General features: G+C 65.8%; 16 protein-coding genes. 9 read left to right on the top strand and 7 right to left on the bottom strand.

The genetic code is table 11. The features are described 5' to 3' along the window. Nucleotides 1–4 precede the first annotated feature (4 nt). On the top strand, nucleotides 5–1,084 hold the full coding sequence (locus IP89_RS08010) for a fatty acid desaturase (protein ID WP_043308851.1): 1,080 nt from the start codon (nucleotides 5–7) through the stop codon (nucleotides 1,082–1,084). Between the two features lie 40 nt (nucleotides 1,085–1,124). Here the strand turns inward: IP89_RS08010 and IP89_RS08005 are convergent, their stop codons facing one another. From IP89_RS08005 to IP89_RS07995, 3 genes are all read right to left on the bottom strand, one after another. Continuing rightward, the gene (locus tag IP89_RS08005; RefSeq protein ID WP_043308850.1) at nucleotides 1,125–1,361 is read right to left on the bottom strand and encodes a hypothetical protein; all 237 of its coding nucleotides are present in this window, start codon (nucleotides 1,359–1,361) and stop codon (nucleotides 1,125–1,127) included. A gap of 132 nt (nucleotides 1,362–1,493) precedes the next feature. Continuing rightward, nucleotides 1,494–2,237: a bifunctional 2-polyprenyl-6-hydroxyphenol methylase/3-demethylubiquinol 3-O-methyltransferase UbiG gene (locus IP89_RS08000; RefSeq protein ID WP_256203123.1), complete on the bottom strand. Its 744-nt coding sequence runs from the start codon at nucleotides 2,235–2,237 to the stop codon at nucleotides 1,494–1,496. Nucleotides 2,238–2,244: 7 nt separating this feature from the next. Further along, on the bottom strand, nucleotides 2,245–3,186 hold the full coding sequence (locus tag IP89_RS07995; RefSeq protein ID WP_043308849.1) for a YbhN family protein: 942 nt from the start codon (nucleotides 3,184–3,186) through the stop codon (nucleotides 2,245–2,247). Nucleotides 3,187–3,682: 496 nt separating this feature from the next. Between IP89_RS07995 and IP89_RS07990 the strand changes: the two genes are divergently transcribed. The 8 genes from IP89_RS07990 to IP89_RS07955 all read left to right on the top strand — a co-directional run bounded on the left by IP89_RS07990 (nucleotide 3,683) and on the right by IP89_RS07955 (nucleotide 10,522). After that, the gene (locus IP89_RS07990; RefSeq protein WP_043308848.1) at nucleotides 3,683–5,122 is read left to right on the top strand and encodes a sodium:solute symporter family protein; all 1,440 of its coding nucleotides are present in this window, start codon (nucleotides 3,683–3,685) and stop codon (nucleotides 5,120–5,122) included. A 135-nt stretch (nucleotides 5,123–5,257) separates the two neighbouring features. Beyond that, entirely contained in the window at nucleotides 5,258–6,484 is a 1,227-nt protein-coding gene (locus IP89_RS07985) for an RNA polymerase sigma factor (RefSeq protein WP_043308847.1), read from the top strand. A gap of 88 nt (nucleotides 6,485–6,572) precedes the next feature. Next, complete coding sequence (locus IP89_RS07980; RefSeq protein WP_043308846.1) at nucleotides 6,573–6,917, top strand: YciI family protein; 345 nt, start codon at nucleotides 6,573–6,575, stop codon at nucleotides 6,915–6,917. Nucleotides 6,918–6,974: 57 nt separating this feature from the next. After that, nucleotides 6,975–7,748, top strand: a complete 774-nt coding sequence (locus tag IP89_RS07975; protein ID WP_043308845.1) for a DUF899 domain-containing protein — start codon at nucleotides 6,975–6,977, stop codon at nucleotides 7,746–7,748. A gap of 17 nt (nucleotides 7,749–7,765) precedes the next feature. Continuing rightward, nucleotides 7,766–8,194 (top strand): nuclear transport factor 2 family protein, encoded by a 429-nt coding sequence (locus tag IP89_RS07970; protein ID WP_043308844.1) that lies wholly within the window; start codon nucleotides 7,766–7,768, stop codon nucleotides 8,192–8,194. Nucleotides 8,195–8,257: 63 nt separating this feature from the next. Continuing rightward, the gene (locus tag IP89_RS07965; RefSeq protein ID WP_043308843.1) at nucleotides 8,258–8,782 is read left to right on the top strand and encodes an SRPBCC family protein; all 525 of its coding nucleotides are present in this window, start codon (nucleotides 8,258–8,260) and stop codon (nucleotides 8,780–8,782) included. Between the two features lie 49 nt (nucleotides 8,783–8,831). After that, entirely contained in the window at nucleotides 8,832–9,764 is a 933-nt protein-coding gene (locus IP89_RS07960; RefSeq protein WP_043308842.1) for an ABC transporter ATP-binding protein, read from the top strand. Further along, nucleotides 9,761–10,522: an ABC transporter permease gene (locus IP89_RS07955; protein ID WP_043308841.1), complete on the top strand. Its 762-nt coding sequence runs from the start codon at nucleotides 9,761–9,763 to the stop codon at nucleotides 10,520–10,522. The genes IP89_RS07960 and IP89_RS07955 overlap by 4 nt, the downstream gene beginning before the upstream one ends. A gap of 46 nt (nucleotides 10,523–10,568) precedes the next feature. Here IP89_RS07955 and IP89_RS07950 read toward each other — a convergent pair whose 3' ends face one another. The 4 genes from IP89_RS07950 to IP89_RS07935 form a co-directional block, all read right to left on the bottom strand. Next, the gene (locus IP89_RS07950) at nucleotides 10,569–11,414 is read right to left on the bottom strand and encodes an alpha/beta hydrolase (protein WP_177326848.1); all 846 of its coding nucleotides are present in this window, start codon (nucleotides 11,412–11,414) and stop codon (nucleotides 10,569–10,571) included. Next, on the bottom strand, nucleotides 11,411–13,780 hold the full coding sequence (locus IP89_RS07945; RefSeq protein WP_043308839.1) for a TonB-dependent siderophore receptor: 2,370 nt from the start codon (nucleotides 13,778–13,780) through the stop codon (nucleotides 11,411–11,413). Before IP89_RS07945 ends, IP89_RS07950 begins: the two co-directional genes overlap by 4 nt. Nucleotides 13,781–13,864: 84 nt before the next feature. Continuing rightward, on the bottom strand, nucleotides 13,865–14,794 hold the full coding sequence (locus IP89_RS07940) for a DUF4880 domain-containing protein (protein ID WP_043308838.1): 930 nt from the start codon (nucleotides 14,792–14,794) through the stop codon (nucleotides 13,865–13,867). After that, nucleotides 14,791–15,306 carry a sigma-70 family RNA polymerase sigma factor gene (locus IP89_RS07935; RefSeq protein ID WP_043308837.1) on the bottom strand — a complete coding sequence of 172 codons (516 nt, stop codon included), beginning with the start codon at nucleotides 15,304–15,306 and terminating at the stop codon, nucleotides 14,791–14,793. The genes IP89_RS07940 and IP89_RS07935 overlap by 4 nt, the downstream gene beginning before the upstream one ends. Nucleotides 15,307–15,384 lie beyond the last annotated feature (78 nt).

Raw genomic sequence — 15,384 nt, 5'->3', positions numbered from 1 at the left:
CACCATGCGACTGGACCGTGAGCTGACCCCTGCCGAGCTGGAGGCTTTCGCTGGTGAACTGGACGCGCTGCGCCGCACCACCTTGGCCGACCTCGGCGAGGCCGATGCGCGCTATATCCGGCGGGTGCGCAGCGTGGTGCGGCTGTGCTGCTGGAGCGGCCGTGCGCTGCTGATGCTGGGCTGGTTCCCGCCGACCTGGCTGCTCGGCAGCCTGCTGCTGGGCCTGGGTAAGATCCTCGAGAACATGGAACTGGGCCACAACGTGATGCACGGCCAGTACGACTGGATGAACGATCCGGAGCTGCGCGGGCGCCAGTACGAGTGGGACATCGTCGGCCCGGGCGACTTCTGGCGGCACACCCACAACCACCTGCATCACACCTGGACCAACGTCATCGGCATGGACGACGACGTCGGCTACGGCCTGCTGCGTCTGTTCCCGGAGCAGCGCTGGAAGCCGTTCTACCGTTGGCAGCCGCTGTGGGTGACGCTGCAGGCGCTGTTGTTCCAGTACGCCGTGGCCATTCAGCATCTGCGTCTGGACAAGTGGTACAAGGGCCGCATCAGCGGCGCGGAAGTGCGTCCGCTGCTGCGTCAGTTCGGCTTCAAGCTGCTGCGCCAGTGGCTCAAGGACTACGCGCTGTTCCCGCTGCTGGCGCTGCTTATCGGTGCCAATGCCCTGGCCGTGCTGGCCGGCAATGCGCTCGCCAACCTGCTGCGCAACCTGTGGACCTTCCTGGTGATCTTCTGCGGCCACTTCACCGAACGCGCCGCGGTGTTCACCAAGGATTCGGTGGTGGGGGAGAGCCGTGGCCACTGGTATCTGCGCCAGTTGCGCGGCTCGAGCAACCTGCAGGGCGGCAAGCTGTTCCACATCCTCACCGGCAACCTCAGCCACCAGATCGAACACCACCTGTTCCCCGACCTGCCGGCGCGGCGCTATGCCGAGTTGGCGCCACAGGTGCGCGAGATTGCCGCGCGCTATGGCCAGGTCTACAACACCGGCTGGCTGTCCGATCAGTTCGCCGGCGTGCTCAAGCGCATCTGGATCTACCGCCTGCCGCCGCAGTTGCCGGCGCAATAAAAAAGCCCGGCGTCTGCCGGGCTTCGGATGGTGCCTGCTATCAGCCGCGCGGTTTGTGCGGCTTGCGTTGCTGACCCTTGGCGAACAGCTGCTGGCTCTGCTCGGACTTGGCCGCGAAGGGCTGCTGGTCGTGGCGGCTCTTGCTCAGTTCGAACAGGCTCACCGGCTTCTTGCTGGTGCGTTGCTCGGTCAGTGGCGGTTGCTCGCCGCCCGGCAGGGCGAAGGCGACGCTGGTCAGGGTGGACAGGATCAGGCTGGCGATCAGTTGCTTTTTCATCTCGGGCTCCTCGAAGGGGCGGAAAGTGGCTACGGAGCAAAGGGTACTCACGCAGCGCCGAGACAGAAGTCGAACGTCCTGATGGTGACCATCGACGCCAGTAATGGCTGGTCTGGACCGCTCTGGAATAGGCTATTCGGCGGTGAACAGGCAGGTCAGGTAGCGGTTGCTGAAACCGTAGCGCAGCATCGCGGCGAGGCGCGCGAGCAGGTAGGTGGGGTGGCGCCGGTAGTAGTCGAGCACTGCGTTGCCGACCCCTTCCGAGCGATGCTGCTTGGCGTGGTCCGGGCGCTTGGAGAACAGGCCGCGGAACTGCCAGTGCTGGATCTGCTCCAGCTCCTGCACGCCGGCCCGCAGGCTATGGCGACGGAACAGGGCGAGGAACGAGCGCCGGCTGAAGTCGTGCAGGTGGTGCGGGTTGCCGTCCAGGGTCGGGGTGATCGGCACCGAGGCGATCACCCGGCCGCCGCTGGCCAGCAGGCGCGCGTAGTTGGCTACCAGGCGCGGCGGATGGGGCAGGTGTTCGATGGTCTCCAGGCTGACGATGTTGTCGAAGCCCTGCTCACTGGCGAAGGCTTCGGCGTCGGCGCAGACGTAGTTCAGGTTGGGCAGGCGATAGTGACGCTGGGCGTAGGCGATGGCGTCGGGATCGATATCGACGCCGGTCACCTGCTTGTCCGGATGGCGCTCGGCCAACAGGGCCGTGCCGTAGCCGCAGCCGCAGGCCATATCCAGTACGCGGCTGCCGCTCAGATGGCTGGCGGCGAACTCGTAGCGCTCCAGGTGGATGCGCAGGGTGGCCTGGTCGGCGGGGTTGTCGGGGTCGAGGTCCGGCGGGTAGATCCGCTCGATGCTGTGCATACCGGCCTCGACCATATTCACCTCAGCTGCGCCGCAGGCGCTTCTGGCTCCACTGGCTCCATTCGAAGCCCACCACCACCAGCAGTGACAGGGCGAACGGCAGCAGCAGATAGAAAGCGCGGAACACGATCAGCGCGGCCAGCACGTCGACCTTGGGCAGCTCCGGCATCGCCGCGAGGAAGGTCACTTCCAGCACGCCGAGGCCGCCCGGTGCGTGGGACAGCAGGGCCAGGGAGAAGGAGGCAAGGAACACGCCGAGCACCACCAGGTAACCCGGGTTGCCTTCAGTCGGCAGGGCGAAATAGATGATCGCCGCAGCGCAGGCCAACTCCAGCGGACCCGCCAGCAACTGCCGGGCGACTATGCCCAGGCGCGGGTATTCGACATGCAGCTTGCCCCACTTCCACGGCTTGAACTGGCGCCAGGAACCGAGCACGTAGAGCGCCACCAGGCCGAGCAGGATCAGGCCGATGGCCATCGAGATCCAGGGCCCGACATCGACCACACGCTGGATCAGGTCGGGTTTGCAGAGCAATACCGCACCGCCGGAGAACAGCACGCCGAGGGCGAAGGTGAAGGAGCAGAACACGATCAGCACGCCGATCTCGGCGGGGATCAGACCCTTGCTGCTATAGGCGCGGTAGCGCACCACGGCACCGGAGAACACCGAGGCGCCGATGTTGTGGGCCAGGGCATAGGTGGTGAAGGAGCAGAGGGTGATGAACCACCAGGAGATCTTCTTGCCCAGGTGGGCAATCGCGATGCGGTCGTACCAGGCGAGGGCGAAGTAGGCACCCAGCGTCGCCCCGGCGGCCATCAGCCAGTTGTGCGAACGAATGGCGTGCAGGCTGTCGGACAGCTCGTCCAGGGAGATAGTGCGTATCTCCTTGTAGAGCAGGTAGCAGGAAAATACGACTGCGGCCAAACCTATGACGGTCCAGATCCAGTCGCTTCTTTTCATCATCAGACGATGGCTCCTCGTCTCTCTACTGAAGGCAATCCATTGGCCGCTGGGCGCATCCGCAGTATGGCAGGTCGGGTGCGCAAATCGGCGTGCAGTATCCCGGAGGAGGCCCTCCGGCTCAAGCAATGAGTATGCGCCGGGCGTAACTGTCTATTACAAGGCGGGGCGGCTAGGACGCGGGCTGCGGGCTGCGGGTGCCGAGAAGCTTAGTGTCAAAAATATAAAACTGTGTCGATAGATTACGGTAGCAAAAAGCATGCTTTCTCAGGGGCTTATCGACGTATCTCGACTGACTCTCGTCTAAATGTTCAGGCATTTCGTCATTTTCGTTTGACATATTTTACGATTTTGCCAGACTGCGCCACCGCGTCGCAGGCCCGGTTCCAACCCCGCCCGCGATTGCCCGAAATCAATAACAAAACACCACCTGTTGTCCGCCGGTCACTGCCTTGCACCAAGACCACCGCGCGGACCGATGTATCTGGACGGGATAACAATGCTGATCTGGTTCGTTGCGCTCTACCTGCTGGTCACCGTGGGCATCGGCTTCTACGCCGCTACCCGGGTCAAGAACTCCAAGGATTTCGCTGCAGGTGGACGCAGCATGGGCTTCCCGATCGTCGCGGCCATGGTGTTCGCCACCTGGTTCGGCTCGGAGGCAGTACTGGGCATTCCTGCGACCTTCATCGAGGAAGGTTTCGCCGGGATCATCGAAGACCCGTTCGGCTCCTTCGGCTGCCTGATGCTGGTCGGCCTGATCATCGCCCGCCCGCTGTATCGCATGAACCTGCTGACCATCGGCGACTACTTCAAGAAGCGCTACGGCAGCAACGTCGAGCTGATCGTCAGTCTGGTCATCGTCTTCTCCTACCTGGGCTGGATCGCCGCGCAGCTGACCGCGCTGGGTGTGGTGTTCAACGTGATCTCCGATGGCGCCATCAGCACCACCCAGGGCATGCTGCTGGGCACCTTCATCGTGCTGCTCTACACCCTGTTCGGTGGCATGTGGTCGGTGGCCCTGACCGACTTCTTCCAGATGCTGATCATCGTCGCCGGTCTGATCTACCTGACCTGGCTGATCGGTGACATGGCCGGCGGTGCCGACGTGGTCATCACCAAGGCCGCCAGCGAAGGCAAGTTCACCTTCATGCACAGCTTCGAGCCCAAGGACATCGTCGCCTTCATCGGCGCCGCGGTGACCCTGATGCTCGGCTCCATCCCGCAGCAGGACGTATACGCCCGCGTGATGTCGGCCAAGACCGAGAACATCGCCGCGCGCGCCTCGATGTTCGGTGCCGCCTTCTACCTGTGCTTCTGCATGCTGCCGATCTTCCTGGCCTACGCCGCTTCGATCATCGATCCGGAAATGGTCAAGCGCTGGCTGGCCGAAGACTCGCAGATGATCCTGCCGCACCTGATCCTGGAGAAGACGCCGCTGTTCGCCCAGATCATGTTCTTCGGTGCGCTGCTGTCGGCGATCATGTCCACCGCCTCCGGCACCCTGCTGGCGCCGTCGGTGACCTTCACCGAGAACGTGCTCAAGCGCTTCGTGCCGGTGATGAGCGACAAGCAGTTCCTCCTGGCCATGCGTATCAGCATCGTGGTTTGCGCCGCCGCCACCCTGACCTTCGCCATGTATTCCGACGCCAGCATCTACGAGATGGTCGGTAACGCTTACAAGGTGACCCTGGTCGCCGCCGTGGTACCGCTGTTCGCCGGCCTGTTCTGGAAGCGTGCCACCACCCAGGGCGCCATGCTGGCCATCGTCTTCGGCCTGAGTTCCTGGCTGTACCTGGAATACAGCCTGACCGACGAGGCCTTCTGGCCGCCGCAACTGGCCGGTCTGCTGTTCAGCCTGTCCGGCATGATCATCGGCTCGCTGCTGCCGCAGTGGCACCGCAATCCGAGCGAGGCGCTGGTGGCCCAGCCCGAGTAAGCTTTCGCGCTCGACAGAACCCCGCCCTCCGGCGGGGTTTTGCATTTATAGGGCGGCGACCGCCCGTCGATCCGGTGGCCGCCGGCGCGATCCATGAGTAGGCTCAGTCGGGCAATCACCACGACGAGAGCGCAGATGGATCTGAACAGCGAGGCGCTGCTGACGCGTTTGTACCGCGAGGAGTCGCGCCGGGTACTGGCCACCCTGATTCGCCTGCTGGGCGACTTCGACCTGGCCGAGGAGGCCCTGCACGAAGCCTTCCGTGCCGCCATGGAGCAGTGGCCGGAGCAGGGCGTGCCGGACAACCCGCGCGCCTGGCTGGTGTCCGCCGGGCGCTTCAAGGCCATCGACCAGTTGCGTCGCCAAGCGCGCTTCCAGGCCCTCGACGATGTGGACGAGCCGGTCGGCGGCGAAGCCTGGGATGGCGAGTTGCTGGAAGACGACCGCCTGCGCCTGATCTTCACCTGCTGCCACCCGGCCCTGGCGCCCGACGCCCAGGTGGCGCTGACCCTGCGCGAAGTCTGCGACCTCACCACCGAGGAAATCGCCAGCGCCTTCCTGGCCACCCCGCCGACCATTGCCCAGCGCATCGTGCGCGCCAAGAACAAGATTCGCGACGCGCGCATTCCTTATGAGGTGCCGGGCCGGCGCGAGTTGCCCGAGCGGCTGGAGGCGGTGCTGCGGGTGGTCTACCTGGTGTTCAACGAGGGCTACTTCGCCAGCAGCGGCGAGAGCCTGACCCGCCAACACCTGTGCGCCGAAGCCATCCGTCTCGGTCGCCTGCTTTGCGAGCTGCTACCGGAGGCCGAAGTGCGCGGCCTGCTGGCGCTGATGCTGCTGCAGGAGTCGCGCCGCGCCGCACGCAGCGATGCCGAGGGCCAGCCGGTGCTGCTGGAAGAGCAGGACCGCGGCCTGTGGGACCGTGCGCTGATCGCCGAGGGCGAGGCGCAGGTGCAGGCCGCCTTCGCCTCCGGTGAGATCGGCCCTTACTGCCTGCAGGCCGCCATCGCTGCCGTGCATGCCGAGGCGCCGAGCGTGGAGGCCACCGACTGGGCGCAGATCGTCGGCCTGTACGACGTGCTGCAGGGCGCCGCGCCGTCGCCGGTGATCGAACTCAACCGCGCCGTGGCCCTGGCCATGCGCGACGGTGCCGAGGCCGGTTTGCGCCAGGTCGAGGCCATACTCGAACGTGGCGAGCTGGGTGACTACCACCTGGCCCACGCCGCGCGCGCCGATCTCAACCGTCGCCTGGGCCGCTGGGGCGAGGCACGTAGCGCCTACCAGCGGGCCCTGCAATTGAGCCAGCAGGGCGCCGATCGCCTGTTTCTCGAGCGCCGTCTGGCCGAGTTGCCGAGCGCCTGAAAATTTTTCTCGCGGCCCTGTCGAATTGTCGATGCGCCGCTCGACCAATGGATGACCGCAGCGAAAAACGCTGCCAGGGAGGAGAGCGATGAAATACCTGTGCCTTATCTATAGCGACGAGAAGGTCCTGCACGACTCACCGGACAGCCCGCGCGATGCCGAATGCCTGGACTACGCGCAAACCGTGCAGCAGAGCGGGCGCATGCTCGCCGCCGAACCGCTGGAGCCGGTCGCCACCGCCACCACCGTGCGCGTGCGCGGCGGCAAGCTGAGCATCACCGACGGCCCCTTCGCCGAGACCAAGGAGCAACTGGCCGGCTTCTATCTGATCGAGGCGCGCGACCTCAACGAGGCGCTGCAAATCGCCGGCGGCATCCCGGCAGCGCGGGTCGGCAGCGTCGAGGTGCGGCCGGTGCGCCAGCTGCAGGTCTGAGGCTTTCCCCTCTTCTTATTAGGGAGGAGGGTGCCATCCATGTAGGGAGGAGTTGCGATGAATCCTGAATATCCGAAAGTCGCCAGCCACGAGGAGTGGCTGGCCGCGCGCCGCCAACTGCTGGAACAGGAGAAGGCCCTGACCCACCAGCTCGACGCGCTCAACGTGCAGCGCCGCGCGCTGCCAATGGTGGAGGTCACTGCCGACTACTGCTTCACCGGCCCCGAGGGCGAGGTCGGCCTGGCCGAGTTGTTCGCCGGGCGCCGTCAGCTGATCGTCTACCACTTTATGTACCACCGCGACAAAGGCGAGGGCTGCCCCGGCTGCTCCTTCCTTACCGACAACATCGGCCACCCGGCCCACCTGCATGCCCGCGACACCAACCTGGTGCTGGTCTCCAACGCGCCGCTGGCGGAGCTGGAGGCCTTCAAGAAACGTATGGGCTGGAAGCTGCCCTGGTACTCGTCGTTTGGCAGCCGCTTCAACTACGACTTCCACGTCACCATCGACGCCAGCCAGGCGCCGGTCGAGTACAACTACCAGGACGAAGCCGAACTTAAACGCATGGGCCAGCTGGACATGGTCAAGGGCGAACTGCCCGGCGCCAGTGTGTTCCTGCGCGATGGCGAGCAGGTGTTCCATACCTATTCCACCTACGCCCGTGGCCTGGACATCCTGATGAACGCCCATCACTTCCTCGACCTCACGCCCTTCGGTCGTGGCGAGGGCTGGGACGGCATGGCCAACCTGGAGGGCAAGGGCCTGAACTGGGTGCGCCTGCACGACCAGTACGACGGCGGCAAACCCACCAAACACGATTGCTGCGCCTGAGCGCGAGGAGCGAACCCATGAGCAACGTACAGAGCGAACTGAAAACCCTGGTCGGCAGCTGGGAAGCGGCCAACCAGGCCCGCGACGTCGACGCCATCCTCGGCCACTACGCCGACGATCTGGTCGCCTTCGATGCCATCCTGCAGCTGCAGTTCAAGGGCCGCGAGGTCTACAAGGCGCACTGGAATGCCTGCCTGGAGATGTGTCCGGGGCCGGTGACCTTTGAGGTGCACCAGCTGCAGCAGTGGGGCGAGGGCGATGTCGGTTTCGGCCATTTCCTCTGCCACTGCGGCGGCAGCGATGCCGAGGGCAATACGCACAACTGCTGGATGCGCGTGACCCAGGGCTACCGGCGCATTGGCGGGCAGTGGCGCATCGTGCATGACCACTTCTCCGCGCCCTTCGACCCGGAGAGCGGCCAGGCGCTGTTCGAGCTGCAGCCTTGAGGTGAACGGGGCCTGTTCGCGCGGGCCCCGCAGGAGACAACAACTATGCAAGGGAAGAGAAGCATGAGCATTTTGATGATCCTGGTACTGCTGGTCGCCGGCCTGGCGGTGTTCATCGCCACGCGCCCGGACCAGTTCCGCGTCGAGCGCTCGGCGCTGATCCAGGCGCCACCTGCTGCGTTGCAGGCGCAGATCGAGGATTTCCACCAGTGGCCGCACTGGTCGCCCTGGGCGCGTCGCGACCCGGCGATGAAGGTGGATTACACGGGCGCCGAGCGCGGCGTCGGCGCCACCCAGCACTGGGCTGGCAACAAGGAAGTGGGTAAGGGCAGCGCGACCATCCTGGAAAGCGTGCCGGGCGAGCGGGTGCTGATCCAGCTGGAGTTCCTCGAACCCTTCCGTGCCAGCAACCTGGCCGAGTTCAGCTTTCAGCCCGAGGGCTCCGGCACGCGGGTGAACTGGAGCATGACCGGCCGCAACGGCTTCATCGGCAAGGCCATGGGCCTGGTGTTCAACATGGACAAGATGGTCGGCGGCGACTTCGAGCAGGGCCTGCAGCAGCTGCGTATGCGCGTCGAGGAGAGCTGATCGGCGTACAATCGCGCTTCTGTTTTTACTGCCTGGCTAAGGAGTAACCGTGGAATCGGTGATTTCCGTCGAGAACCTGAGCAAGACCTACAAGTCCGGCCATCCGGCGCTGAGCAACATCAACCTGAATATCCGCCAGGGCGAGATCTTCGCCCTACTGGGCCCCAACGGCGCCGGCAAGACCACCCTGATCAGCATCATCTGCGGCATCGTCAATCCGGGCGAAGGCCAAGTGCGCGTGGCCGGCAACGACATCAAGGCCGACTACCGCGCTGCGCGTTCGGCCATCGGCCTGGTGCCGCAGGAGCTGGTCAACGACGTGTTCGAAAGCGTCTGGGCCACGGTCAAGTTCAGCCGTGGCCTGTTCGGCAAGAAACCGAATCCCGAGTACCTGGAGCAACTGCTCAAGGACCTGTCGCTGTGGGACAAGCGTGACGCCAAGATCTTCGAACTGTCCGGCGGCATGAAGCGCCGGGTGATGATCGCCAAGGCGCTCTCCCACGAGCCGTCGATCCTGTTCCTCGACGAGCCCACCGCGGGCGTGGACGTCGAGCTGCGCCGCGACATGTGGAACATGGTCCGCCGTCTGCGCGAGCGCGGCGTGACCATCATCCTCACCACCCACTACATCGAGGAAGCCGAGGAGATGGCCGACCGCATCGGGGTGATCCGCAAGGGCGAGATCATCCTGGTGGAGGACAAGCACGTGCTGATGCACAAGCTGGGCAAGAAGCAGCTGACCCTGCAGCTCAAGCACCCGCTGTCCTGCGTGCCGGCCGAGCTGGCCAGCCATGGCCTGGAGCTGGCTGACGAGGGCCATGCGCTGGTCTACACCTTCGACGCCCAGCGCGAGCACACCGGCATCGCCGAGCTGCTCAAGGACCTGGCCCAGCACGGCATCGACTTCAAGGACCTGCAGTCCAGCGAGAGCTCGCTGGAAGACATCTTCGTCAGCCTGGTCCACGAAAAGGAGCGCGTATGAACCTCTACGCCATCAAGTCCATCTACCTGTTCGAGCTGCACCGCACCTGGCGCACCCTGCTGCAGAGCATCGCCACTCCGGTGATCAGCACCTCGCTGTACTTCGTGGTGTTCGGCTCGGCCATCGGTTCGAGCATGACCGAGGTGCACGGCGTCAGCTACGGCGCCTTCATCGTGCCCGGCCTGATCATGCTGGCGCTGCTCACCGAGAGCATCGGCAACGCCTCGTTCGGCATCTACATGCCCAAGTACTCGGGGACCATCTACGAGTTACTGTCGGCGCCGGTGTCGTTCTTCGAGATCCTGCTCGGCTACGTCGGCGCGGCGGCGACCAAGTCGATCATTCTCGGCCTGATCATCTTCGCCACCTCGCGCCTGTTCGTCGATTTCGAGGTGGCGCATCCGGTCTGGGCGCTGGTCTTCCTGGTGCTGACGGCGGTCACCTTCTGCCTGTTCGGCTTCATCATCGGCGTGTGGGCCGATGGCTGGGAAAAGCTGCAGGTAGTGCCGGCGCTGATCGTCACGCCACTGGCCTTCCTCGGCGGCAGCTTCTACTCGATCAGCATGCTGCCGGAACTGTGGCAGAAGCTGACCCTGTTCAACCCGGTGGTGTACCTGATCAGCGCGTTCCGCTGGGCCTTCTTCGGCGTCGCCGACGTCAACCTCGGCCTGAGCATCGGCATGATCCTCGGCTTCCTGCTGGCCTGCGTGCTGGTGGTGAGCTGGATCTTCAAGACCGGCTACCGTCTGCGTCACTGAGGTCGAGAAGGGCACGGCTGCCCGGCGGCAGCCGTGAGGGAATGGATCAGAAGCGCCGGGTGCTGAGCAGTTCTTCCAGGACCCGGGTGGTGACGCGGAAGGGGATCGACATGTGGTCCTCGCCGCGTTCGAGTTGGAAGTCGCTGCGCAGCCCGTACTGCGACAGCTGTTCCAGGCGCAGCTGCAGCGAGCGCACGTCCTGGATCTCCTGCGGCATCTCGCGATCACCGACCCACATCGACAGGCTGCGATGCGTCAGGTCCAGCTTGCCGGCGTGCGCCTGCTCGGTGAACGCCTTCTCATGCGCCAGCAGATAACGGTCGCGCCACCACAGGCTCGGGCTGATCGCCACCACGTGCTGGAACAGCTGCGGGCGGGTGAACAGCGCGTAGATGCCGAACATGCCGCCGAACGAGTGACCGACCAGGCTGACCTGGTCCTGGTCGACCTTGAAGCGCTCGTTCACCTTGGGCATCAGGCGCTGCGCGATGAAGTCGAGGAACAGGTCCTGGCCGCCCTGTGGCGGGTTGTTGCGCTCCGGCGGTTGTGGCGGCGATAGGTCGAAGGCGCGGCGGTTGAAGTCCAGCGGCGTATCGCTCGGGTAGCCGATGGCGACCACGATCGAGGCACGCCAGCGATCCTGCGCGCGCTTGGCGGCGTGGAAGGCCGGGAAGTAGGCGTTGCCGTCGAGCAGGTAGATCACCGGGTAGCCGCCGGTCCAGGGCACGTCGCCCTCCGGCAGGCTGACCATGATCCGGTAGTCGCGGCCCTCGGCGCTCTTCATCAGCCACTGCTCGCTGCCGTCCAGGTTGACCTGGTCGGCGTGGGCGGCGGCCAGGCCGCCCAGCAGCAGCGCCGTTACGGCGCTGCGCAGCCAGTTCAGCGCACTCACCAGCTGTAGCTCAGGCTGGTGACCACGCTGCGCGCCTCACCGCGGTAGCAGTAGCCGTCCTGGCAGTTGATGTACTGTTTGTCGGTCAGGTTGCGCGCGTTGACCGCCAGGCGCACGCCGTCCAGGCCACCAGCGAAGTCGTAGTGCACGCCGGCGTCGAACAGGGTGTAGTCCTCGTTCTTCATGCTGTTGGCGTCGTCGCCGTACACGCTGCCGGTGTAGCGCGCGCCAGCGCCGAAGCCCAGGCCGAACGGCAGGTTGTAGTCCAGCCACAGCGAGGCCAGGTGGCGCGGTACGTCCTTCGGATCGTTGCCCTCGTCACCGTCGTTGCTCTTGGTGATTTCCGGGTCGTTGTAGCTGTAGCTGGCGGTCAGGTGCAGACGCTCGCTGAGGTCGGCGACGGCTTCCAGTTCCAGGCCGCGGGAAACCTGCTCGCCGGTCTGCACGGTGTTGAGCGGATCGTACGGATCGCGGGTGGTCACGTTCTGCTGGGTCAGGTGGTACAGCGAGGCGGTGAACAGCGCGCTGGTGCCCGGCGGCTGGTACTTGAGGCCGACTTCGTACTGCTTGCCCTCGGTCGGCTTGAGCGGGCCGCCGGCGTTGCTTCCGCTCTGCGGCAGGAACGACTCGGCGTAGCTGGCGTAGGGCGCCAGGCCATTGTCGAACAGGTACAGCGCGCCGAGCTGGTAGGTGGTGGCGGAGTCGCTGGTCTTGCTGTCGGCGCCGTACAGGTTGTCGTTGCTGCGTACATGCACCCAGTCGCGGCGCACGCCGGCGGACAGGCGCCAGCGGTCGAGGTCGATCTGGTCCTGCAGGTAGATGCCGCTGCGCTGGGTCAGGCTGTCCTGGTTGGCCAGCGGATCGGTCGGCTTGGTTACCAGTTGGTGGTAGTCCGGCGCGTTCATGTCGATCGACGGTGCAGGGCCCCAGGCGTACAGCACCGAGCTGTCGAACCAGCTGTAGTCCCAGCCGCTGAGCAGGGTGTGCTGCAGCTCGCCGGTGGCGAAGCGGCTGACCAGGCGGGTGTCGCTGGTCACCGAGTCCATGTCCTCGTACACGCCGACCGCGTAGCGATCCATCACGCCGTTGCTGATGTTGCCGTCGGGCTGCAGGTACTGGTTGGTGGTGTCCAGCTGGCCGTAGCGCAGGTTCTGCTGCAGGGTGAAGGTGTCGTTGAAGGCGTGTTCGAACTCGTAGCCGACGGTCCACTGGCGCTGTTCGAGCTTGTCGAAGTACTCGTCGCCCTGCCAGAAGTCGGTGAGGTGGTCGCCGTCCTGGTAGAGCATCGGCGAGGCAGCGGTCTCGCGTTCCTGGTACTGGGCGAGCAGGGTCAGGCTGGTGTCCGGGTCGATCTGCCAGCTCAGCGAGGGCGCGATCAGGCGCACGTCGTTGTTCAGCTGCTCGATGTAGTTCTCCGCGTCGCGGTACACGCCGACGGTGCGGAACAGCACCGAGCCGTCTTCGCTCAGCTTGCCGCCGACATCGAACTGGCCCTGCTGGTGGTCGTTGTTGCCACCCTGGATTTCCACCTGGTTCTTGGCCAGCAGGCTGGGACGCTTGCTCACCCGGTTGACCATGCCGCCGGGGCTGATCTGGCCGTAGAGTACCGATGCCGGGCCCTTGAGCACTTCGATGCGCTCCAGGGTGTAGGCCTCGGTGCCGTAGATCGACAGCCAGCCGTTGTACGGCTGGCGCAGGCCGTCGAGGAAGTCGGCGGACATGGTGGTGTCGAAGCCGCGCACGCTGATGGTGTCGAAGCGCGGGTCGAGGCCCGAGCTGCCCACGCGCACGCCGGCGCTGTAGGCGACGGCGTCCTGCACGCGGTCGACATTGCGGTCGGCGATCTGCTCGGCGGTGACCACGCTGATGGCTTGCGCGGTTTCCAGGATCGGCCGGTCGGTCTTGGTCGCCGTGCTGGAGTTGCTGGCGAAGTAGCCGTTGGCTGGCTCGAAGGCACTGCGCTCGGCGCTGGCCTCGATGTCGGTGTCTTCCAGCTGCAGGCTCGAACCGCTCTTGCTCGGCAGCACCACGTAGCCAGTCGGCGTCTTGTGTGCGACCAGGCCGCTGCCGGCGAGCAGGGCGGTCAGGCCGTCTTCCAGCGAACCGCCACCGGCCAGGCCGGGGCTGCGCAGGTCACGCACCTGGTCGGGTGAGTAGGACAGGGTGATGCCGGCGCGCTCGGCGAAGGTGCTCAGCGCCTGGCCCAGCGGCCCGGCCGGGATACTCGGTGCAACTGCCGCCGGTGCCGGCTCGGCGGCCTGCGCCGGCAGGCTGGCCAGGCCGGCGTTGAGCGTCAGCGCCAGGCAGATGGCGGCGGGCAGGGAGCGGGGGCGGAAGGGCAATGGTGCGAAGCTGGCAGAGCGCATGACGGTGTCCATTGAGGGAGTGATCCCCTCAAACCGGATGAGGTGGAAAAGTCCGACAAAAAAATTCGCGATCGGCGATTCGCCCTAGGCCGGCACCACGCGCACCCACCAGCGGGTGCGTTCGACGACCTTCACCGGCAGCAGGTAGCTGATGTTGGTCAGCATCGCCGCGGGCTCGTCGAGGTGGAACACGCCGGACAGGCGCAGGTCGGCCACCGCCGGCTCGCAGCCCAGCCAGCCCTGGCGATAGCGCGCGGCTTCGGCGAGGAAGTCGGCCAGGCGGATGTCGTTGACCACCAGCAGGCCGCGGGTCCAGCCGAAGGGGTCGAGCGGGCCCTTGCCCAACTCGCGGGTGCCTGCGGCCGAGACGGCCAGGCCCTGGCCTGCCTGCAGGCGCTGCTCGCCGCTGGCGCTGCTGACCAGTGCCTCGCCGCGCTGCACGCGGATTTCGCTGTAGTCGTCATGCTCGCGCAGCAGCACGCTGGCATCGCGCGCGCTGCAGTGGGCGAAGCGGCAGCGCGCGCGCCAGTCATTGCCCTGCACCAACACTTCGCCGCCGCGCAGGCGCAGCTCGTCATTCACCACATCCAGCGAGCTGCCGGTATTGAGCAGCGCCTCGGCATCGCCCGGCAGCGCCACCTGGCGGCGCTCGCCGGTGCGGGTGGCGAAGTCGGCGTGCCAGGTACGTGGTACCTGGGTGGCCAGCAGGCCGCTGCCACCGACGGCCAGACCGAGGCCGAGCAGCTTGAGGGTACGTCGGCGGCCGAGGTCGGCCTCGGCCCATTGCAGCAGGGGAATGGCCTGCGCGGCGGGTAGCTGGCCGGGCTGGAACAATCCGCCCATCTGCTGCAGGCGTTGCCAGGCCAACTGATGGCGTGAGTCGTGCTGTAGCCAATCCTGCCATTGGCGCTGCAACTCGGGATTGCCGGCACCCGCGCGCAGGCGCATCTGCCAGTCGATGGCTACGCGGACGATGGCCTCGGGAATGGCCGGGAGGCGTTCGCCGCGGTTCATGCCGTGGCCTCGAAACAGGCGCGGTAGCAGTGCAGCAGGGCGCTGGCCACATGACGCTCGACGGTACGGCTGGAGACGCCCAGCTGCTCTGCCACTTCGGCGTGGTTCAAACCGCCGAGCTGATACAGCAGGAAGGCCTCGCGCACCTTGGGCTTGAGGCCGTCGAGCAGCTGGGCGATGCGCTCCAGGCACTGCAGCGCCTCGTGGCGTACTTCCGGCGAGGGATGGCTAGCCTCGGGCAACTGCGCCAGCGCTTCGAGGTATGCTCGCTCCAGTGCGTTACGTCGCCAGTGGTCTATCACCAGGCCACGGGCGATGCGTGTCAGCAGGGCGCGCGGCGCCTGGTCGCTGATCGGCTTGTTGCGCACCAGCAGGCGTACGAAGGTGTCCTGCGCCAGGTCCGCCGCCTGCTGCGAGCAGCCGACCGAGCGCCGCAGCCAGCCTTGCAGCCAGCCGTGATGCGCGCCGTACAGCAGGTCGAGCGGGACGAAGGACTCTTCATGTGGCGGCATGGCGCGCTCCGTAGCGAGAGGCGTAAGCGCCATGCAGGGCACGGCGAAAGCGCGCACATTATTCGCGAATCATTCGCA

The sequence above is a fragment of the Pseudomonas sp. ML96 genome (assembly GCF_000761545.1).
Classification (GTDB): Bacteria; Pseudomonadota; Gammaproteobacteria; order Pseudomonadales; family Pseudomonadaceae; genus Aquipseudomonas.
The sequence above is the reverse complement of the archived record's forward strand: the minus strand, read 5'-3'. Positions and strand labels throughout refer to the sequence as shown.